Annotated in this window: 18 protein-coding genes and 1 pseudogene; 12 read left to right on the plus strand and 7 right to left on the minus strand. The window is 69.3% G+C overall.

From position 1 onward, the window contains the following. Both ACIBK0_RS45675 and ACIBK0_RS45680 read left to right on the plus strand, forming a co-directional pair. A partial coding sequence (locus tag ACIBK0_RS45675) for a flavin reductase family protein (protein WP_399094431.1) occupies positions 1-388 on the plus strand: 388 nt, incomplete at its 5' end. A gap of 23 nt (positions 389-411) precedes the next feature. Next, positions 412-1,242, plus strand: a complete 831-nt coding sequence (locus tag ACIBK0_RS45680; protein WP_399094434.1) for a hypothetical protein — start codon at positions 412-414, stop codon at positions 1,240-1,242. A 28-nt stretch (positions 1,243-1,270) separates the two neighbouring features. On the opposite strand, the gene ACIBK0_RS45685 is transcribed toward ACIBK0_RS45680, so the two are convergent. Further along, on the minus strand, positions 1,271-2,335 hold the full coding sequence (locus tag ACIBK0_RS45685; RefSeq protein WP_399094437.1) for a fatty acid desaturase family protein: 1,065 nt from the start codon (positions 2,333-2,335) through the stop codon (positions 1,271-1,273). Between the two features lie 824 nt (positions 2,336-3,159). Between ACIBK0_RS45685 and ACIBK0_RS45690 the strand changes: the two genes are divergently transcribed. Continuing rightward, positions 3,160-3,453 carry a hypothetical protein gene (locus tag ACIBK0_RS45690; protein ID WP_399094440.1) on the plus strand — a complete coding sequence of 98 codons (294 nt, stop codon included), beginning with the start codon at positions 3,160-3,162 and terminating at the stop codon, positions 3,451-3,453. A 437-nt stretch (positions 3,454-3,890) separates the two neighbouring features. Here ACIBK0_RS45690 and ACIBK0_RS45695 read toward each other — a convergent pair whose 3' ends face one another. Next, positions 3,891-4,760, minus strand: a complete 870-nt coding sequence (locus tag ACIBK0_RS45695) for a UbiA family prenyltransferase (RefSeq protein ID WP_399094443.1) — start codon at positions 4,758-4,760, stop codon at positions 3,891-3,893. A gap of 151 nt (positions 4,761-4,911) precedes the next feature. On the opposite strand from ACIBK0_RS45695, the gene ACIBK0_RS45700 reads away from it, so the two are divergent. The 3 genes from ACIBK0_RS45700 to ACIBK0_RS45710 are packed head-to-tail and all read left to right on the plus strand — an operon-like array spanning position 4,912 to position 7,556. Beyond that, positions 4,912-5,979: a type III polyketide synthase gene (locus tag ACIBK0_RS45700; RefSeq protein ID WP_399094446.1), complete on the plus strand. Its 1,068-nt coding sequence runs from the start codon at positions 4,912-4,914 to the stop codon at positions 5,977-5,979. 27 nt (positions 5,980-6,006) lie between these two features. Beyond that, complete coding sequence (locus tag ACIBK0_RS45705) at positions 6,007-6,546, plus strand: isoprenylcysteine carboxyl methyltransferase family protein (protein WP_399094449.1); 540 nt, start codon at positions 6,007-6,009, stop codon at positions 6,544-6,546. After that, positions 6,543-7,556: an NAD(P)/FAD-dependent oxidoreductase gene (locus ACIBK0_RS45710; protein ID WP_399094452.1), complete on the plus strand. Its 1,014-nt coding sequence runs from the start codon at positions 6,543-6,545 to the stop codon at positions 7,554-7,556. The genes ACIBK0_RS45705 and ACIBK0_RS45710 overlap by 4 nt, the downstream gene beginning before the upstream one ends. Positions 7,557-7,788: 232 nt before the next feature. Here ACIBK0_RS45710 and ACIBK0_RS45715 read toward each other — a convergent pair whose 3' ends face one another. Then, positions 7,789-9,597 carry a fatty acyl-AMP ligase gene (locus ACIBK0_RS45715; protein ID WP_399094455.1) on the minus strand — a complete coding sequence of 603 codons (1,809 nt, stop codon included), beginning with the start codon at positions 9,595-9,597 and terminating at the stop codon, positions 7,789-7,791. Positions 9,598-9,668: 71 nt separating this feature from the next. After that, positions 9,669-11,552, minus strand: coding sequence for a fatty acyl-AMP ligase (locus ACIBK0_RS45720; protein ID WP_399094458.1), 1,884 nt, complete (start codon positions 11,550-11,552; stop codon positions 9,669-9,671). Positions 11,553-11,838: 286 nt separating this feature from the next. Between ACIBK0_RS45720 and ACIBK0_RS45725 the strand changes: the two genes are divergently transcribed. After that, positions 11,839-13,146 carry a beta-ketoacyl-[acyl-carrier-protein] synthase family protein gene (locus ACIBK0_RS45725; RefSeq protein WP_399094461.1) on the plus strand — a complete coding sequence of 436 codons (1,308 nt, stop codon included), beginning with the start codon at positions 11,839-11,841 and terminating at the stop codon, positions 13,144-13,146. Here the strand turns inward: ACIBK0_RS45725 and ACIBK0_RS45730 are convergent. Next, positions 13,110-13,883 (minus strand): LuxR C-terminal-related transcriptional regulator, encoded by a 774-nt coding sequence (locus tag ACIBK0_RS45730; protein WP_399094464.1) that lies wholly within the window; start codon positions 13,881-13,883, stop codon positions 13,110-13,112. The two genes, ACIBK0_RS45725 and ACIBK0_RS45730, sit on opposite strands and share 37 nt — an antisense overlap. A gap of 385 nt (positions 13,884-14,268) precedes the next feature. On the opposite strand from ACIBK0_RS45730, the gene ACIBK0_RS45735 reads away from it, so the two are divergent. Further along, positions 14,269-15,258, plus strand: coding sequence for an AraC family transcriptional regulator (locus ACIBK0_RS45735; protein WP_399094561.1), 990 nt, complete (start codon positions 14,269-14,271; stop codon positions 15,256-15,258). Here ACIBK0_RS45735 and ACIBK0_RS45740 read toward each other — a convergent pair. Further along, entirely contained in the window at positions 15,170-15,727 is a 558-nt protein-coding gene (locus tag ACIBK0_RS45740; protein WP_399094467.1) for a hypothetical protein, read from the minus strand. The genes ACIBK0_RS45735 and ACIBK0_RS45740 overlap by 89 nt on opposite strands. A 17-nt stretch (positions 15,728-15,744) precedes the next feature. Between ACIBK0_RS45740 and ACIBK0_RS45745 the strand changes: the two are divergent. The 4 genes and pseudogenes from ACIBK0_RS45745 to ACIBK0_RS45760 form a co-directional block, all read left to right on the plus strand. Further along, a pseudogene (locus ACIBK0_RS45745) lies at positions 15,745-15,903 on the plus strand (hypothetical protein); the annotation flags it as partial. 1,421 nt (positions 15,904-17,324) lie between these two features. Continuing rightward, the gene (locus tag ACIBK0_RS45750) at positions 17,325-18,389 is read left to right on the plus strand and encodes a Rieske 2Fe-2S domain-containing protein (RefSeq protein WP_399094470.1); all 1,065 of its coding nucleotides are present in this window, start codon (positions 17,325-17,327) and stop codon (positions 18,387-18,389) included. Continuing rightward, positions 18,386-18,571: a hypothetical protein gene (locus ACIBK0_RS45755; RefSeq protein WP_399094473.1), complete on the plus strand. Its 186-nt coding sequence runs from the start codon at positions 18,386-18,388 to the stop codon at positions 18,569-18,571. Before ACIBK0_RS45750 ends, ACIBK0_RS45755 begins: the two co-directional genes overlap by 4 nt. After that, positions 18,568-19,503, plus strand: coding sequence for a PDR/VanB family oxidoreductase (locus ACIBK0_RS45760; protein ID WP_399094476.1), 936 nt, complete (start codon positions 18,568-18,570; stop codon positions 19,501-19,503). Before ACIBK0_RS45755 ends, ACIBK0_RS45760 begins: the two co-directional genes overlap by 4 nt. Here the strand turns inward: ACIBK0_RS45760 and ACIBK0_RS45765 are convergent. Then, on the minus strand, positions 19,454-20,278 hold the full coding sequence (locus ACIBK0_RS45765) for an IclR family transcriptional regulator C-terminal domain-containing protein (protein WP_399094479.1): 825 nt from the start codon (positions 20,276-20,278) through the stop codon (positions 19,454-19,456). The two genes, ACIBK0_RS45760 and ACIBK0_RS45765, sit on opposite strands and share 50 nt — an antisense overlap. Positions 20,279-20,300: the final 22 nt, after the last annotated feature.

The following is a 20,300-nucleotide window of genomic DNA, read 5'->3' on the forward strand; positions in this document are numbered from 1 at the left end:
GACCTGGGCCTGCGGTCCGAACGGACTGCTCGACGCACTGGAGCGGCACTGGGCGGCAGCCGGCGCCGGTGAGCGGCTGCGCGTGGAGCGTTTCCAGCTGACGCCCGTGCTGCCGCAGGACTCCGACGCGTCGGGCGGCCGGGTCCGGTTCGAGCACAGCGGCGTCGAGGCCGACGCGTCCGCGTCCGTGCCGCTGCTGGAGACCGGGGAGGCGGCCGGTGTGGCGATGCCGCACGGCTGCCGCCGGGGGATCTGCTTCGGCTGCCTCGTCCCGCTGGTCCACGGCCGCGTCCGCGATCTACGGACCGGCGAACTGCACGGCGAACCAGGCGAGTTGATCCAGACCTGCGTCAACGGTGCGGCAGGTCCGCTCACCCTCGCCCTCTAGGAACTGTCAAGGGATATTGACTGATGCAAAATCGCAGAGCCGAAGAGGAACGAGCGCCCAAGCGCAAGGTCCTCGACCTGACTCTCGTGCAGGTAGTGGCGAGCGCACTCGCGACGGTGGTCGGCGCGGTGCTGGCGTCCCTGCTGGGGGTGACCGGGACGATCATCGGCGCCGCCGTGATCAGTACCAGCGCGACCACCGGCGCAGCGGTCTTCTCGCATGCTTTCCGGCGGACGGGCGAGGGGATCCGCAGCCGGGTGCCGCCCGTAGGCGTGCCGAGGACGCCGGGCGAGGAGCGGGCGGAACACCGCGCGGACGCCCGGGCGGCGTTCGGTTCACCGGCGGACGCTACGGCTGTCGCCGCGAGGCCGCCGCCCTTCGGACCCGGTGGCCCGGGCGGTGAGCACGGAAAGACGACGGGGGCCTCCGCGTCCTCCGGAGGTGAGTCGGTCACCACCTATCGGGGTGGCTCCCTCTGGAGGACCATCGGCTGGAAGAAGTACGCCCTGGCGACGGGCCTGGTGTTCGCCCTGGCGATGCTCACGGTGACCGCGGTGGAGCTGATCGCGGGCAAGCCGGTGGCGGCCGTGGTCAAGAACGAGCCGGGCAGGGGAACCTCGGCTCGGTGGGCGGTGGCACGGCCGGTACCCCCGCTCCCGCAGATAGCCGCACGCCCACCCCGGGTGCGTCCAGTGACACGGCGCCGCAGACGGACAGCCCTGCCGCGCCGGACGCGAGCGCGGCGCCGGACACCAGTTCTGGCCCCGGCGTCAGCTCCGGTCCCAGTGCCAGTCCCAGTCCCAGCGATCCGGCGCCGTCCGCGTCGTCCGCGCGGGCCGACGACGGTGCCGTGAACAGTTCCGACGCCACCCCTCGTTAAGCTCAGCCGGTCGGTACGGCGAAGCGCAGGATGCGGCGCCAGGTGGAGGCGTACTGCCGCCACAACGGGCCGGTGACGTACGGGATGCCGTACTTCTCGCAGAGTTCGCGCACCTGCGGGGCGATCTCCGCATAGCGGTTGCTGGGCAGATCGGGGAAGGCATGGTGCTCGATCTGGTGGCCGAGGTTTCCGCTGAGGATGTGGAAGAGCGGGCCGCCCTCGATGTTGGCGGAGCCCTGGATCTGTCGCAGATACCACTCGCCGCGGGTCTCGCCCTCGATGCGCTCCTCGGAGAAGGTCTGGACGGCCCCGGGGAAATGGCCGCAGAAGATGATGGTGTGGGTCCACAAGTTGCGCACCGTGTTGGCGGTGAGGTTCCCGAGCAGGCAGGGCAGCGCGGACGGGCCCGCGAGCAACGGGAAGATCACATAGTCCTTGGCGAGCTGGCGGGTGGCCTTGGCAAGAAACCCGCTCACGTCGTCCAAGAAGGAACGCCACGACTTGCGGCCGGCGGCGACGACATCGGGTTCCAGGTCGTACAGCGCGATGCCCCATTCGAAGAGGGGCGCGAGCAGGAAGTTGTAGAACGGCTGGGCGAGATGGCGCGGACGCCAGGCCTGGTCGGCGCTCATCCGGAAGACGACGTACCCGAGGTCGCGGTCGAGGTCCACGACGTTGGTGTACGCGTGGTGCAGGTGGTTGTGAGTGTGCTTCCACGCCTCGGCGGGTGTGAGGAAATCCCACTCCCAGGTCGTGGAGTGGATGGCCGGGTCGCCCATCCAGTCCCACTGGCCGTGCAGGATGTTGTGGCCCAGCTCCATGTTCTCCAGAACCTTGGCGAGGGAGAGCATCGCGGTGCCCGCCGCCCAGGCGGGCGGGAACAGCGAGACGGCGAGCGCGAGCCGGCCTCCCGCTTCCAGGCCGCGCTGGGCGGCGATCACGGTACGGATGTAGCGCGCGTCGTCGGCGCCGCGCGCGGCGATGATCTCGGAGCGGATCCGGTCGAGTTCCTTGCCGAACTCCTCGCCGAAGGCGGCTTCGGCGGGCGCGAGAGCGGTAGCAGTCACAGGGGACTCCTTGCGTGGCTGGGCGTGAAGTTCGCCGGTACGCAGGCCGCGTACGCGGTCTCCAGGGGGAGCCGGTCCGAAAGGCGGGCCAGGGATGCAGTCGGCAACCTCGGGGTGGCGCTCACCACGGTCGGCTACCGGCCGACGGAAGAATCACGTCACGGTGCGCTCGATGCTCTGCCGCCGAACTGGGGCGTGGCACATCCCTGCTGGCGAGACCTGCGTGCACCACGCGCCTCCTTGGAACGGAGCGATTGAGCTGCTGCCGGGGGCTCGGGCCTCACCAGGCAGCCTAGTGCCACCCCCTGCTCTGCGGAACGTGCCCCTGCGAACAGCCCCGGAGGGAGAGGGTTTGACCGGGCGGTCGTGCCGCTTGGCCGGCAGATGTCGAGTGCTGCACGGCAGAACGGCATCGGAGTCGCCCGATCATCGCCGTGTAAACATCTTGGTACCCCTCTCCCACGCCGACCGCGGGACCGGCCTCACGACTATGCTGGCTACGGACGTCCTAGACCCTGGCGGGCCATCGCTGCTTGGCGCACGTGTCTGCGGAGAGCGGATCGTTCGTCCGGTCGCCCAGCGCATCCCCGAGGGAACAGGCTGGGTCCTACGCCCCGGAACACCGGCTGCTGGATCGGTCATTCACCTGCCTGCACGACCATACCGGGAACCCGGCACGTTCTCGTGAACCGAGGCACCCTGCCCATGGGTATCCCACCCATCCTGAACGTCTACCGGCACGACACCGACAACCGGGCGCTGGTCACCCTGACCGGTGAGATCGACCTGAATTCGGCGCCTCTGGTGCACGCATCACTGGAGCGGTGCCTGCACGATGGCATCCGCGCCATCGACGTCGATGTCACCGCCGTGACCTTTGCGACAGCAGCGGCCTCAACGCCTTCCTCTACGACCTGTTGCACACCGCCGCGGCCGGAGGATCCCTGCAGCCGCACCACCCCAGCCCGGCGCTGGAACAACTCGTCGCCCTCACCGGCTCCGGCTCCCTCTTCCTCACCCTCCCGGATGCCCTCGCCGGGAGCCGACCGCCCCCGCAGCCCTCTCCCACGCACCGGCTCCCTCCGGCCATGCCCGCTCTCCCGGGCGGCGTGCTGTGACGGCCTCGCCCGGGCCGAGCCGACCGCGGAAACGCGCAGACCACCGGCCGCCCGCCCCGCGCAGGACGCCCCTGAGTGTTCTCTACACTGCGCGTCTACGCCCGCGCCCACAACCGCCGCCTGTCCGACCTCGCCGGCACCTTCATCGACGGCACCGAACCCCTCAACGGCCTGATGGTCTGAGCACCCGCGACCGAACTCCGACGCCTCCCAGTCCTCCATCACCAGCAGGTTGTGGGGCGGGCGGCCGGTGGCGCCGTCGCTCGGTCATCACTGGCGCGTGGACCGGCAAGCGGTAAACGGCAGCCTTATCGGCCGCGCCGAGGTCACGACTGGGACAGCACTCGCGAACTGACGGCAACCGCAGCGGGACCGGGGAACTCCCGCTTCCGCTCGCGACTTTCGCACGGTGTGAGCCGGCCCGCGAGGCCGAACGGTCAGGCGATCCCGGTGCCGCGCAGCAGCAGCAACGCCACGTCCACCACCGCTACGGCGACCGCTGCCGCGAACGCCAACCGCTCCCAGCGGCGTCCCAGCACCGTCCCCGTCACCGCGACCGGGACGGCCACCGCGAGCGCCGCCACTCCCCACCTGCCGGGTAGTCCGGCGGGCCCCAGCACAAGAATCGCGGACGCGGCCACCAGCGGCACCGGCAGCAGCAGCCGCGCGGCGTCCGGGCCCAGCCGGTGCGGCCATCCCCGTACGCCCGTCGCCAGGTCCCCGCGGATGTCCGGCAGCGCATCGCCCAGATGGGCTCCGACCCCCAGTAACGCCCCGGCGGCGACAACCCACCAGGCCGGCCATGGCTGCCCCGGCAGGCCCAGCGCGACGAACGCCGGGAGGCTGGCGAAACCCACCGCGTAAGGCGCCCAGGACCACGCTGTCGCCTTGAGCCGCAGGTCGTACGCCCACGCGGCCGCCACCCCGGCCAGGTGAACGGCGCCCGCCCACAGCCCACAGGCGAACGACAGCGGCACGCACAGCGCCAGCGCGGCATACGCGGCCACCCACACCTCCGTCACTCCGACCGTGCCGTCCACGACGGGTTTGCCATGGCGGCCCGCGGCGATGTCCCGGCGCGCGTCGAACGCGTCGTTGCACCAGCCGACGGACAACTGCCCGGTCAGCACGGCGGCGGCGGTCAGGACACAACGCGCGGCGCCCTGGCCGGCGGTCACTGCCAGCGCGGCCATCAAGACGGTGACCGCCACGACAGGCCCGGGGTGACACGCCCCGGCCAGGCCACCCACCCGGCTGGCCCAACTCGCCTCGGGGCCGCATGTCGTCTCCTGCTCGGGAGTGCCCACCCGGCCGATCGTAGGCGCCCCGGCCCGACCCGGCTGGAACACCGCACCCCCGGGACGAACGGCCGGACGGGCGATCCAGGGTGTCGAAGCCCCCGACCGGGGAACACGTGCAAAGCAGGTCAGCCCAGTGCAGGAACCAGACGGGAACCGTATGACCCGGATCGCAGCTGTTCACGGTGCCCTCGCACCGTACCGTCGCACCCAGCACGAGATCACGGACATGGTGGCCCGCACCTGCCTGCCCGAGGACACCGACCGCCGGGTCCTGGACCGGCTGCACCGCAGCGCGAAGGTCAGCTCGCGCCACATGACGCTGCCTCTCGAACGGTACGAGGAACTGGACGGATTCGGCGCCTCCAACGACGTCTTCATCGCCGCCGCCACAGACCTGGGCGCCAAGGCCGTCCGGGGCGCTCTACACACGGCCCGTCTGTCTGCAGCCGACGTAGACCTGCTGATCTTCACCACCGTCACCGGCATCGCCACCCCCTCGATCGACGCACGGCTGGTCGGCCGCCTCGGACTGCGGCCGGACGTCAAACGGCTGCCCCTGTTCGGCCTGGGCTGTGCCGGCGGTGCCACCGGTCTGGCCCGTATGCACGACTACCTGCTGGGCCGGCCCGACCATGTGGCGGTGTTGCTGTCGGTCGAACTGTGCTCGCTCACCTTCCAGCGCAACGACGCCTCCATGGCCAACCTGGTCGCCACCGGACTGTTCGGCGACGGCGCCGCCGCGGTCGTCGCGTGCGGCGCGACCCGCCCAGACCGCCCGGACGAGAGCGCCGGCCCGACGATCGTGGACTCCCGAAGCCACCTGTATCCGGACACCGGGCGCGTCATGGGCTGGGACATCAAGAACACCGGCTTCCAGGTCGTCCTCGACCCGAAGGTCCCCGATGTGGTGCGCCGTTATCTCGCCGATGACGTCGAGGGGTTCCTCGGCGACCACGGGATCAAGCCGAAGGACGTAACCGCCTGGGTGTGCCACCCCGGCGGCCCCAAGGTCCTGGAGGCCGTCACCGAGGCCCTCGACCTGCCCGACGACGCACTCGATGTGACCTGGCGTCATCTGGCCGACGTGGGCAACCTGTCCTCGTCATCGGTGCTCCATGTGCTGCGCGACACCCTGGCCGAACGCCGCCCGCCGCCGGGCACGCCGGGTCTGCTGCTGGCGATGGGGCCCGGCTTCGCTTGCGAACTCGTCCTGCTGCGCTGGTAGTTCGGACCGTCGAAGGACAGTGGACACATGATCTGGTACGGATTGCTGGTGGCCGCCGTCGCCGGCGAGCGCGTCGCCGAACTCGTCGTCGCCCGCCGTAACGAGCGGTGGAGCACCGCCCACGGCGCGACCGAGACCGGGCAGGGCCACTACCCGGTGATGGTCGCCCTCCACACCGGCCTGCTGGTCGCCTGCCCGGCCGAGGTGTGGCTGGCCGACCGACCCTTCGTACCCGCCTTGGCCTGGCCGATGCTCACCGTGCTGGCGGCCGCTCAGGCACTGCGGTGGTGGTGCATCCACACCCTGGGACCCCGTTGGAACACCCGGGTGATCGTCGTACCCGGCCTGCCACTGGTGACGGGCGGCCCCTACCAATGGCGGTGGCTGCGGCATCCAAACTATGTGGCCGTCGTCGCCGAGGGCGTGGCCCTGCCACTGGTGCACACCGCCTGGATCACCGCGGCCGTGTTCACGGTACTCAACGCCGCCCTGCTCACCGTGCGCATCCGCTGCGAGAACCAGGCACTGGCCGCCGCGACCACCCCAACCGCGGCCGCGCAAGCGTGATCGACGTACTGGTGGCCGGCGGCGGGCCGGCCGGTCTGGCCGCCGCCATCCACGCCGCGCTCGCCGGCCTGGAGACCGTCGTCGTCGAACCCCGGACCGGGCCTGTGGACAAGGCCTGCGGAGAAGGCGTCATGCCCGGCGGTGTCACCGCGCTGCGAGCACTGGGCGTCGAGGTCACCGGCCGCGAACTGCGCGGCATCCGTTACGTGGACGGCGCCGCCCGCGCCGAAGCGTCTTTCCGCGGCCGTAGCGGGCTGGGAATCCGCCGTACAACGCTGCACTCCGCACTGCACCAGCGCGCTCTCGACCTAGGCGTGCGGATGCTGCCGGGAAAGGTCGGCGAGGTACACCAGAGCGCGGACACGGTCACCGCCGCGGGCACCACAGCTCGTTGGCTGGTCGCCGCCGACGGCCTGCACTCCCCAGTGCGCCGCGGCCTGGGGCTGGAGTTGCCGGGCATCGCCCACGGCCGCTACGGACTGCGCCGGCACTTCCGTATCGAGCCGTGGACGGACTTCGTGGAGGTCCACTGGTCCCGGCACGGCGAGGCCTACGTGACACCGGTCAGCGACGACCTGGTGGGCGTCGCGGTCCTCAGTCGCAGCCGCCGCGGGTACGACGAGCACCTGGCCGGCTTCCCAGCCCTCACAGCGTCGCTGCGCGGCCCGGCCGCAACGGAGGTACGCGGCGCCGGACCACTGCGACAGCGTGTGAAGCGCAGAGCGGCCGGCCGTGTCCTGCTCGTCGGCGACGCCGCGGGCTACCTGGATGCCCTCACCGGCGAGGGCATCGCCCTCGCGCTGGCAACGGCCGGGGCCGCCATCCGCTGCCTGGCCGCCGGGCGACCGGCCGAATACGAGCGCGCCTGGGCCCGGCTGACCCGGCGCCACCGGCTGCTGACCGGGGCCCTGCTGGCCGCGAGCCGCCGTCCTGGCCCCGCCCGCCTCATCGTGCCCGCAGCGTCCCGGATGCCCCCGGTATTCTCGGCCGCGGTCCGCGCACTGCAGTAGTGGCCTGGCTCTTTGTCATGCCGAAAGTGAACAGGGCCGCCGCGAGCACCGCGAGCAGCAGCGTGGTGATGTTCGCCCAGGCCCTCGCCAATGTCGCCACCGGCTCGCGCTGCTGCCTTTCGACCACGACCGGCAGCTGGGCTCCGCGCCCGGGATCCGGCGTCGGCGAACCTGCGCGGTGCCTTGGCCGGCAAGGCCCCGCCAGGGCACCGGATGCGCAGAGGGCGCACCGTCATTCGATGAGGGCTGCCTCGAAGGAACCCCCGAGGTATCGGTCCCGGCTGTCGCGCCGTTGCAGCTTGCCGGTCGTCGTGAGCGGCAGCGTCCCCGGCTTGAGGAGGACGACATCGTGTACCTGGATGCGGTGTCCCGCATGGACCGCGCGCCTGATCTCCTGCTTGATCTCCTGGGCGGTCACTTGATCACCGGTCTCGTCTCCGGCTGCCGTCGTCGTCTCGGCGAGCACGATGAGCCGTTCGTGTACGCCGTCGTCGACCGACACCGCGCAAGTACCGAACTCGCGGACTGCCGGGTGGCTGGCCTCAACGGTGGCCTCGATGTCCTGCGGGTAGTGGTTGGCGCCGGCGATGATGATGACATCCTTTGCCCGGCCGGTGATGAACAGCTCCCCGTTCTGCACAAAACCGAGGTCACCAGTACGGAGAAACCGCTCCCCCGGTTGGTCGGGAATGGACCCCATGAAGGTCTCGGCAGTCTCCTTGGGAGCGTTCAGATACCCCGTTGCGACGCTCGGGCCGGATACGAAGATCTCACCCACCTCGTCCTCCCCACAGGGCTTGCCTGTCTCCAGGTCTACGGTTATGGCCGTGCTCAACGGATGGATCGGGCCGCAGCCGACCAACTCCCGGCTTTCCTGTGCCGACGCGGCTGGGCGCACCTTTCCGGCGGCGAGCGACTCGGAGTCCAGCCGCAGGACTTCCGGGGCCTGGCCGACCGGCACGGCCGTGACCATCACTGTCGCCTCGGCGAGGCCGTATGCGGGGGAGAGCGCCTCGCGCCGGAAGCCGGCCTCCGCGAATGCCGCGCTGAAGCGGTCGAGCGTATCGGAGCGGACGGGTTCACCTCCGACCAGCGCCATCTCCCAGCGGCTGAGGTCGAGTTCCCGGCGCTGAGCGTCCGGCACCCGGCGGACGCACAGGTCGTAGGCGAAGTTCGGTGCGCAGCTGTCCGCGCGTCCGAGCCGGGAGATGGCCCGCAGCCACGTGAGCGGACGCTGCACGAAGGTCATCGTCGGCAGCAGGGTGGCATCCCGGCCGGAGAAGAGGGGGTCGAGGACATTGCAGATGAGGCCCATGTTGTGGTGCGGCGGCAGCCACGACACCGACGAGGGTCGGGGCAGCCCGGCGTCGTCGGCAGACCGACGCGCGTTGTCGTATATCAACGACAGATTGTGCAGCACATTGCCGTGAGTGATCGCGACGCCTTTCGGCACACCGGTCGATCCCGAGGAGTACTGCAGATAGGCGACCATCTCGGCGGCGGCCACCGGTGGGGTCCACTCCTGGGCCAGGTCCAGGCGTACCTCGTCGGTCGCCACCCGGTTGAGTTGGGCGAGCCCGTCGGTGTCGGTGAGGACGTGCTCCGCGGCGGCAAGCACGGGGCCGGTCGACAGGAACAGCGAGGGCTCGGAACTCGCGGCAATCGACTCCACCCGAGTCCATTTGGCATTGCTCCGCGTCCCGTCGAGCGGAGCCACCGGCACCGGGATCAGACCGGCATAGATGCAGCCCAGGAAGGCGACGTGGAAGTCCAGTCCCGGCGGGTAACTCAACAGCGCGCGTGCGCGCGCGTCAGGAACCTGCTGCCGCAGCGTCACGGCGACCGCCCGCGCCCGGCGGTCGAGTTCGGCCAGGGTCAGTGATTCTGATTCCTCGACACCGTCGCCCAGGAACACAAAGTTCTTCCGGTCGGGCTCGGCTGCCGCACGAGTGCGGCACAGGTCGATCAGCGTCGGCAGTGCGCCGTGCTCGCCGGCCACCGCCTCGGGCAGTCGGACACCGTGCTCGGGATTGGTTCGCATATGACCACTCCAAACGGAGGAAGAGGAAGAAGGCGGCGGACAGTTCGCGCGCCCCCTGCATGGAGCGAGGTTCAGACTGTTGCGAATGCCCGCGCCCGGTACCTGGACCGGCACTGTGCGCGCTGCAACTTGCCGCTGGTGGTGAACGGCAGCGCACCGGCCTTGACCAGGAGGACGTCGTCGGCCCGGAGGCCGTGCCCGGCGAAGACGGCCTCCCGGACGGCTTCTTCGACCTCATCCGCCGCGTGGGTCGCGCGGGCACCTGGCGGAGTGTCCGGGACGGGGCCGGCCATGACGCGGTACCGGCTGTTGATCTCAGCCAGGACGACGAGGCGTGTGCGTCCGCCGTCTTCGGCGGTGAAGGCGCAGCAGCAGCCCTCCCGTATGGCGGGATGGCTTGCTGCCGCGGTCGCCTCGATGTCGTACGGATAGTGCTGCATGCCCTCCACGACGATGAGGTCGTCCACACGGCAGGTGACGAAGAGCTGACCGCCGTCCAGGAAGCCCAGGCTGCCGGTGCGCAGGAACCGGCGGCCCTCGTGGCCGCGCACGGTGGCGTTGAACGTACGCGCTGTCTCCTTCGGGGCGTTCCAGTACGCGGCACCGATACTCGGTCCGGACGCCAGGATCTCCCCTGTCTCGTCCGGGGCGCACGGATCGCCGGTGGCCGGATCCACCACCGCGATGGTCATGGACGGGTGCACCTGGCCCAGGCCGACCAGTCGGCGCACCTCATCCTCGCGACCGGCTCGCTGCACCTTGCCTTTCGCCAGCGCCACCGCGTCAAACCGGCGGATCACCGGTTCGGGCTCCACCGGCCCGCCGCTGAGCATGACAGTGGACTCGGCGATGCCGTAACTCGGGAAGAACGCCTCGCGGCGGAAGCCGAACGGGGCGAGCATGGCACTGAACTGGTCAATCATCTCTGCACGCACCGGCTCGTCGCCGACCACCGCGATCCGCCAGGCGCTGAGATCGAGGGAACGCAACTGCTCCTCGGAGACGCGCCGCAGGCACAACTCGTACCCGAAACCGGGTGCTGAACTGATGCCCGCCCCGCGGTCCGATATCGCGCGGAGCCAGTTGACCGGATGCTGGGTGAACGCCGAGGGCGGCATCAGTACGGCGTCGTACCCGACGTAGATCGGCTGCAGGACCCCGGTGATCAGTCCCATGTCGTGGAACACGGGCAGCCAGGACACAACAGGCGGCAGCCGGTCGAAGTCGTCCGTGGCCCGGGTACCGTTGGCCAAGATCAACGAGAGGTTGTGCAGAACGTTGCCATGGGTGAGCTCCACACCCCGGGGCGGACCGGTCGTGCCGGAGGTGTACTGCAGGTACGCGATCGTGTCCGGGCCGATGCCGGGGGCATTCCAGCCGTACGCGTCCGTCTCACTGATCTCGTCGGTCGCCACAGAGGTCGGCCGGCGTGGTGTGGAGATGTCTTTCAGCAACGCGTCGACACGGTTCAGCCTTGACCCGTTCGACAGCAGCACATCCGGTTGGCAGCTGTTGACGATTGCTCGGAAGCGCGTATACCGGTCGTCGACGCCGACGCGCAGCACCGGAGGAGCCGGCACCGCGATCAGGCCGGCATACAGGCAGCCGAAGAAGGCGGACACGAAGTCCAGGCCGGGCGGGTAACTCAGCACGGCGCGGGCGCCCTGCGGGGCTTGCCTGCTCAGACGCGCCGCGATTGCCCTTGCTCGGGCGTCCAGTTGGGCGAGGGTGAGCGAGTCGGACTCTTCAAGGCCGTTCTCCAGAAAGGCGAACATCCGTCGATCCGGCTCCCTGGACGCGCGATACCTGCAGAGCTCGACCAAGGTCGTCGGCTCCGGTCGGGATTCTGTGACGGCATCCTCTGACATCGTGGTCCTCCTGTTCGACTCGGCCATTGGCATTGCCCCTGCCATTTGCCCACTTACCCGCCGGGACTTGTCTACGTATCCAGCCATTGCTGTACGTGTACGTCTTGGTGGTTTCACTCGAAGAGATGCTAAGTCGGCAGAGAATTATCGGGCATCCGCCGCGGGATGGGTCCATCCCCCCTACCGGAGGCGAGCTTCGAGTAGGCCGGAAGACGGATGAAAGCCATCCTCCGGTCGCCGTCACGGTTCGGTCCGTCGGCCGTTACGGAAAGTGCCTCGTACTGGATACCGTCATGACGACGGCCAGTGGACGACGAATGGCCCGTATCCAAGGGAGAACATTTCCCCAGAAGGCTTCAGAAAGGGAACCTCGATGTCCTACGACGCATCTGACGACTACTTCTTGGGTTATCCGAAGCTCCCCGAACTCCCCGATCTCCCCGGTCGCCCGGACGGGGGGGTCCTGGGTACGACCGGCGTTGTCGTCACCGGTTTGGGAATGACCACGCCACTGGGCGGCAACGTCCACTCCACCTGGAAGGCGCTGCTCGCCGGCGAATCCCCGATCACCGTGCTCGACGAACCGTGGTCTCGCGATCTGCCCGTACGACTGGCAGGCCGGCTGAGCCAGGAACCGACCGAGGTACTGGACCGGGTCGAGGCCCGACGGATGGACCGCTGCCAGCAGATCGCGATGGTGGCCGCCCGGCAGGCATGGGCCGACGCCGGCGCGCCCGAGGTGGCGCCGGAGCGGCTGGCCGTGGTGATCGGCACCGGTCTCGGCGGCGGAGGGACGCTGGTCGACCAGCACGACCTGTCGTTGGCCAAGGGGCCGGGCCGCGTGTCGCCGTTCGCGGTGACGATGCTGATGCCCAACGGTTCGGCCGCCGCCGTCAGTCTGGCTCTCGGCGCCCGGGCCGGCGCCCACGCGCCGACCAGCGCCTGCGCCTCCGGAGCGGAGGCAATAGCCATGGGGCTCGCCTTACTGCGTGACGGGCGGGCCGATGTCGTTGTCGCCGGCGGCACCGAGGCATGCATCGGCCGGCTGTCCATGGCGGCTTTCGCCCGCATGGGAGCCCTGTCCGGCCGTCATGAGGACCCTCAGAACGCATCGCGGCCGTTCGACAGCGCCCGTGACGGCTTCGTCATGTCCGAGGGCGGCGGTGCCGTCGTGCTGGAGCGAACCCAGTTCGCGAAAGCTCGTGGCGCGCGGATGTATGCCACGCTCGCCGGTACAGGGATGAGCTCCGACGCGCACACCATGACATCTCCGTCAGCGGACGGTCAGATCAGTGCGATCCGCGAGGCCTTGCGCTCCGGCGGCCTCGGCCCGCAGGACATCGTTCACGTCAACGCCCACGCTCCCGGTACGCCCGTCGGTGACCGTATCGAGGCGGCGGCATTGCTGGAATCGCTCGGTCCGCATGCTCTTGTGACGGCGACCAAGTCGATCACCGGCCATCTCATAGGCGGGGCCGGCGCGATCGAGGCCATCTTCACGGTCCTGAGTGTCTTCAACGACGTGATTCCCGCGACCAGGAACCTCGACGACAAGGATCCCGAGGTGAAGGTGGAAATCGTCACGGGAACCCAGCGGCGCATCAGGGTCACCGCGGCCATCTCGAACTCCTTCGGTTTCGGCGGTCACAACGTGGTCCTCGCATTCACAAAGCCCGCCTGACCACGGGCTCGGGACGGGCGGCCGGAGGACAGGGGGCCTGCCGCGGCCTGTTTGGCCCGCGGTGGCTGAGGCAGGTGCACGAGACCGCTCCGCTGGGCCAGCAGCGCCGCGTGCATCCGGTTCGGCAACTCGAGCTTGGCGAGGATGCGCGAGACGTGGGACTTCACGGTGGCGAGCGTGACATGCAGCTCGTGGGCGATCTCCTGGTTCGACCTGCCCATGGCTATACCGCGGAGAACTTGGGTCTCGCGGCCGCTCAGGCTTGCCAGGGCGACCGCGTGAGACCGCTCATGTGGCGGCGGCAGGATCTCGAACCGATCGATCAGCCGTCGGGTCATCGTGGGGCACAAGAAGGCCGCGCCGTCAGCAACCGCACGGACGGCTGAGATCAGCTCGTCCTGGCTGGCACTCTTGAGCAGAAAACCACGTGCGCCCGCCTTCAGCGACCCGAGCAGATGGCTGTCAAGAGCGTTGCTGGTCAGGACAATTATCCCCGGCGCGACTCCGGGTACTGCCGTCTCCAAAGACTGTGCGAGTTTCCGGATGAATTCGCATTCGGCATCCACGAGGACGACCTGCGGTCGCCGCAGCTCGGCCACGCGTAATGCTTCCTCGCCGACTCTCGTATCGGCGACCACCGTGATATCCGGCGCCTCCCCGAGGGCCTGCCGGAATCCGCGGCGCACGAGATCCTCATTGTCGACCAGCATTACTTCCAACGTGCTGAAGTCGTCCATCATTCGCTCCGCCCATGCGATTCGGAAGTGCCCCCATTGCCTTCGGCAACCAGCAACCGGCACTGTGTGTTTCACTGGCTGTGCTCGAGAATCTTTTCCGGTGCAGCGGTTGCGCACGTGATGACCGTGGGGCGCGCCGAGCGCTGCAGACAGCGGTGGCTGATAACGCGTACGCCCCCTGGCCCGCACGCACATCCCGACTAGGCTGAATGGCAGCCTACGGTGGGATACGCCGCATCGATCCCATCCGATGTTAGGGGGATTGGCAGTGCTGGTTCCAGGCAATGGCGGCCATGCTGTTGGCCGTTCCGGACACAGGGCGGCGGCCGACGAAGTCTCCGCAGCTCCGCGGCTGTTCAACCGAGGCATCGCAGGCGTGCGCGCGATGGTGGACGTGGGCGTCGAGCGTGGAGTGCCCGTACCGGCATGCCTCGACGGCAGTGGTGTGGACGAGAACGCTCTTGCCGACGATGCCGCACATGTCCGGGCCTGGCAGGAGCTCACTGTGGCGCAGAACCTGGTCCGCGCCACGGGCGACGCACCCGGCCTGGGGCTCGAGGTCGGCAGCCGGATTCCGCTGCGTACGTACAGCGTGTTGGGCTTCGCACTCCTCGCCAGCCCGACGCTGCGCGAGGCCGCGGCTGTGGGACTGCGCTACCTGGAACTCACCTTCGCCATGGTCGGGATCCACCTTCAGGAGGACGGAAACGAGGTCCGTCTCGTCCTGGACGACGGGCTGGTGCCCCCGCCCGTCCGGCACTTCTTCATCGAGCGGGAAATAGCCAATATCCGGGCCCTCCTTGACACCATTGTGGGCCGGCCCTTCACCCCCCTCCGGCTGGATCTGCGCTTCCCCCGGCCTGAAAAGTCCGCGCCGTACGAGGCGTTTGACGACGTGCCCATCGCCTTCGGGGCGCCGCGCAACGCGATCGTCACCCTCGCGGCGGAACTGGAGCAGTCGCTGCCGCAGGCGGACCAGCACACCATGCAGGTGTGCGAACGCGAGTGCAGGCTCCTGCTGGCCCGGCGCACCGACACCGGATTCGCTGCGCGGGTACGGGAACTGCTCATGCAGTGGCCGGACGGCATACCCGACATGAGCGTTGCCGCAGCCGCGCTGCACGTCTCCACTCGCACTCTGCACCGGCGTCTGGCGGTGGAGGGCACGTCCTACCGGCGTCTGGTCGACGCAGCGCGGCACGCTCGTGCTGTCGAGATGCTGTCCACCCTCGGACTCGGCGTCGACCAGATCGCCGTACGTCTCGGGTACGCCGACGCGGCGGCATTCATCCGCGCGTTCCGCCGGTGGACCGGTGCGACCCCCGGTGCCTACCGAACGCGATCAGTACGCAACGTGTCGAGGGCCCACGCCTGAGGCGGCACGTCCGCCCACCTCGGTCCGAGAGACGAAACCCCGTCGCCCGTGGTTGACCGCATGAAGGGGCACACAGTCCGACACCGCTCGGGGAGTTCGAGTCATGGCGACTGCGGTACTTGCGGAACATCCAGGGCCGAGGGGCCAATACCCACAGCAGGGCGGGGCCGGTCAGTGGTGTCGTGGCGATCAAGGTCAGGTAGACCTCGACGAGCGATCCGTCACCCGTGAGGACGTCGAGGTCGCCGGACAAGCGGCCCAGCAGGTAGATGACGGCGTCGACGATCAGCCACGAGGCCAGGTTGGCTCCGATCCACCAGGCCCAGCGCCTGGTGACCTTGCGGAGCACCAGCGACGGCGACAGGCCGAGCAGCGGGCCGAGAGCCAGACTCTGGCCGGCGGCCAGCAGATAGACCCTCGACACGTCCTGGTCGGAGTCCTGGGCGCTGATCACCGCAGGCGTGATCACGAGCCGCCAGGCCAGCAGTGCCGGGCCGAACCAACCGCCAGGCCATCACCGCCGCCGCCAGCGGCTGCGCGGCCGCCCTGGCCACCGAGCGGTACCTCGCCGCCCTAGCCGACAGCGAGAACACCGCCGAGCCCAAGGTCGCACCCGAGCGCGATCTCGAGACCGTCATCGGCTGATCACCAACTGGCCCCAGCCGGGGCGAGTTGCGCCTGGATCAGTCGAACAGCAGGTGGCTGTCCGGGTACCGCCGTTTTCTCTTGGGCCGTTTCCCTGCCCTCCGGCCACCGCCAGGACGCCCTCTCAGCGGTCACCTGCTACCACTCAACTCAAGGTCCGCTATCGACGCACATGCCGTCAAACCCCGGGCCGGCATCAAGGATCGAGCGGCGCGAAGGCGACAGTCCCTCCACAGCACAGGCAGCAGCCGACGTCGTCATACCCGTGCCTACGCGCCAGACGTACCGGCATCTGCGCCCCTCCACTGCCGGCCCGGTACTCGACTGGCCGCGCTGTGGACGGCAGCCCCATGCCCACACAACAAGCAAATGAGACAACGAACCTGCCCGGGGACACCGTCGGTGCGGCCACGTCGACGTCGTCCCGGCCCCTGTCCGGCCCCTGGATCTTGGTATCGAGCTTCACGGCAGCCATCCCGGAGGCCAGCAACACCTTTGGCCACCTACTCCGCCGCAGCTCAGAGAGGTCGGAGCTCCCCCGAGCGGCTCGTGTGACCCCGGACTCCAAAGACGTGAGCAGCGGATTCAGTCCGCTGAGCGAAAGTTGACGCTCCAACACCTCGCGAGGAACATTTCCGCAGGTCAGGGCACTACTAAGGTGGGGCAGGTGGGACTCGAACCCACGGCCGACGGATTATGAGCCCGCCGTTCTCCTCTACACCGAAACGCGTTCCCTCAAAGCATGCCTTCGCCGCACGCACCGAGCCTTACCAAGCGGCGGGGCGTGCCGCAAATGGCGCAGATCCGGGCCATTTCCGGACCGAGTCGACATCGGCCCCCGACCGCGGTCCCGTTTCCGCAAGTCAGAGCACGCTCCTCGTGTGTACCACCAGCCGACGAAGAATCTGCTGGTGATTTCCTCCCCCTGGTCGCCTGCGGCAGCCCCAGCGCGCCTTCAGTGGCTGATCGGACCTCGTACTGCCCTGAGAAGCGAGAGCAAACTGAACGGCACCCAGGGGTGCGGATTCGACCCGGATTCACCCCGGGGCTCTCCCCGCCGAAACGAACAGCACTTGACCTGCTGTGATACCGATTCTTGCCGCTGCACCGTGCACGCATCGGCGAAAAGATGCCAACATCAGCTACAAAATGGAAACTTACGGGCAATTGTGACTGCACTGCGAGTGGAAGCGTTCCTCGTAGTCGTCCACGGCCTCCCCAGGTGGGAACCGAACTGCAGCGCCACCCCGTCGTCTGCGCCGGTGACCATAGGCAGACAGACCAATGCTCTGACCAGCCCTTTTACGGAAGTTCTTCCGCCTGGCAGAAGCCGCCTTGTCGAACTCCCGCAACCATCACGACCCTGATTCCAACCACGGCACGCGGGGCGACGACGCCCCGCCGACAGGGACGGGATCGCCATGCCTCACATCACCGCCTTCGCCAGGAACCAGTGGTACGTCGCCGCCTACTCGCACGAGGTGGGGCGAGAGCTGCTCGGCCGCACGATCCTCGGTGAGCCGCTCGTCTTCTACCGCACCGAGGACGACGGGGCGGCCGTCGCCCTGTCCGACCGTTGCGTGCACCGCCGCTTCCCGCTCTCGGAGAGCCGGCTCGACGGCGACAGGATCGTGTGCGGGTACCACGGGTTCACGTACGACACGACGGGCGCCTGCGTGTACGTGCCCGGCCAGAAACGGATACCGCGCACGGCGCGTGTCGCCTCGTACCCGGTCGTCGAGCAGGACTCGTTCGTCTGGGTCTGGGTCGGCGACCCGGCCCTCGCCGACCCGGGGACCATCCCGCGGGCCCGGCACATGGACTCGCCGGACTGGACCACGGTCTCCGGCATGGAGCCCATCGACGCGGACTACGGCCTCCTCGTCGACAACCTCCTGGACCTCTCCCACGAGACCTATCTGCACGGCGGCTACATCGGCACGCCCGAGGTCGCCGAGACGCCGATCACGACCGAGGTCGACGAGGGCGCGGGCATCGTGCGGGTCAGCCGCCACATGGACGACGCCGAGTGTCCGCCGTTCTACGCACGCTCGACGGGCATCGAGGGCCGCATCACGCGCTGGCAGGACATCGAGTACTTCGCCCCGTGCCTGTATCTGCTGCACAGCCGCATCGCACCGGTCGGTGTGCTGCCCGAGGCGGACGGCAGCGACCCGAACGCCTTCCACACCGAGATCACGTACGCGATCACGCCGTCCGGCGACGGCGAGGTGTACGACTTCTGGGCGGTGTCCCGGGACTTCGCCCGCGACGACGAGGAAGTCACCACGTTCCTGCGGGACTTCAACCACACCGTCGTTATGCAGGACGTCGACGCGCTCAACCTGCTGCAGAAGACGCTGGGCACCGAGCGCAACGGGTACCAGGAGCTGAGCATCAACATCGACACCGGCGGTCTCGCCGCCCGTCGCATCCTCGCGCGTCTGGTCGAGGAGGGCGACAAGCCGATGGAGAAGGTCCAGTGACGAGCCCGACCGGCGAGATCTACCGCGTCGACTGGCTCCCGGGCACCGACATCCTGCTCGGCACCTGCCACTGCGGTGCCGAGCACACCGCCCAGGACCCGATCGAGATGTGGGAGTGGATGCTCGCCCATCCCGAAGGCCACACGCCCGAAGGCCACACACCGCAAGGACACGGTTCATGACCTCGTATGAAGCCGAACTCGTCGTCGGGCTGCGGGAGTCCGCGGCCGATGGCGTGCTCGCCCTGACCCTGCGCCACCCTCTCGGCGAGGAACTCCCCTCCTGGGAGCCGGGCGCCCACATCGACGTCGTGCTCGGGCCGGGCCTGGAGCGGCAGTACTCGCTGTGCGGTGATCCGTCGGACCGTCGTGCGTGGCGGATCGCGGTGCTGCGGGAGCCGGACGGGCGCGGCGGATCCTCTTATGTGCACGAGCAGTTGGGTCAGGGCGACATGGTTCGGGTACGCGGTCCGCGCAACCACTTCGGCCTCCGGCCCGCGCCCCGCTACCGCTTCATCGCGGGCGGCATCGGTATCACGCCGATCCTGCCGATGCTGGCCGCGGCGGAGGCGACGGGCGCGGAGTGGACGCTGCTCTACGGCGGTCGATCGCGCCGATCCATGGCATTCGCCGAGGAGTTGAGCCGCTACGGGGACCGGGTGCGGATCGCCCCCCAGGACGAGACCGGGCTGCTGGACCTGGCGTCCGTGCTGGCGGACATCCCCGAGGACACGCTCGTCTACTGCTGCGGTCCCGGCCCCCTGCTGGACGCGGTGGAGGAGGCATGCCCGAGCGGGCTGCTGCATGTCGAGCGCTTCCAGCCGAAGGTCCAGGAGAGCGGCCCGGACGGCGAGTTCGAGGTCGTGCTGGAGCGTGCCGGCCGCACGCTGACCGTCCCCGCCGGTGTCTCCGTCCTCGACACCGTGCGGGCCGCCGGTGTCGAGGTGCTCTACTCCTGTACCGAGGGCACCTGCGGGACCTGCGAGACGGACGTCCTCGAAGGCACCCCGGACCACCGGGACTCGGTGCTCACGGACGAGGAGCGTGAGGCGGGCGAGACGATGCTCATCTGTGTGTCCCGCTGTCTCGGGAAGCGGCTCGTGCTGGACCTGTGAGCCGGAGGTCCCGGAGGTCCGCCTCGATACGGGCCACCGTCGCCAGCAGGTGGGGCAGCAGGTCTCGGCGTACGGACGCCACGGAGTTGCGGCTCGCGTGCACCGGGATGTTCACCGCCGCCACCACCTCGCCGTCCCGGTCCCGCACCGGGGCGGCGACCGAGCGCAGCCCCTCCTCCAGCTCCTGATCGACGATGGCGTACCCCTGACGTCGTACGCGGCCCAGTTCCGCTGTGAGCAGCTCGACCGAGACGATGGTGCGCGCCGTGAGGGGCCGCAGTTCGGCGCGGGCGAGCCGGGCGTCCACCTCCTCGTCCGGCAGATGGGCGAGGATCACCCGGCCCACGGAGGTGACATGGGCCGGGAAGCGGGTGCCGACGGTGATGCTCGCGGTCATGATGCGGCGGGTGGGCACACGTGCCACGTACACGATGTCGTCGCCGTCGAGGACGCAGAGCGAGGACGACTCCCCCACTCGGACGGCGAGTTGCTCCAGATGCGGTTGGGCGAGCTCCGGCAGTGTGCTGCCGGAGAGGTAGGCGTAGCCGAGCTCCAGCACGCGCGGGGTGAGCCGGAACACCCGGCCGTCCGTGTGGACGTAACCGAGGTCGACGAGCGTCAGCAGGAAGCGACGGGTCGCCGCGCGTGTGAGGTCGCAGGCGCGTGCCACCTCACTGAGTGTCAGTTCCGGGTGGTCGGCGCCGAAGACGCGAATGACGGCGAGACCGCGTTCGAAGGACCGGACGAAGTGGGGGGCGCGGGCTGCCGCAGGCATCGTCGCCTCCAGATGGACGCAT

The organism is Streptomyces sp. NPDC050564, from assembly GCF_044457265.1.
GTDB lineage: Bacteria > Actinomycetota > Actinomycetes > Streptomycetales > Streptomycetaceae > Streptomyces.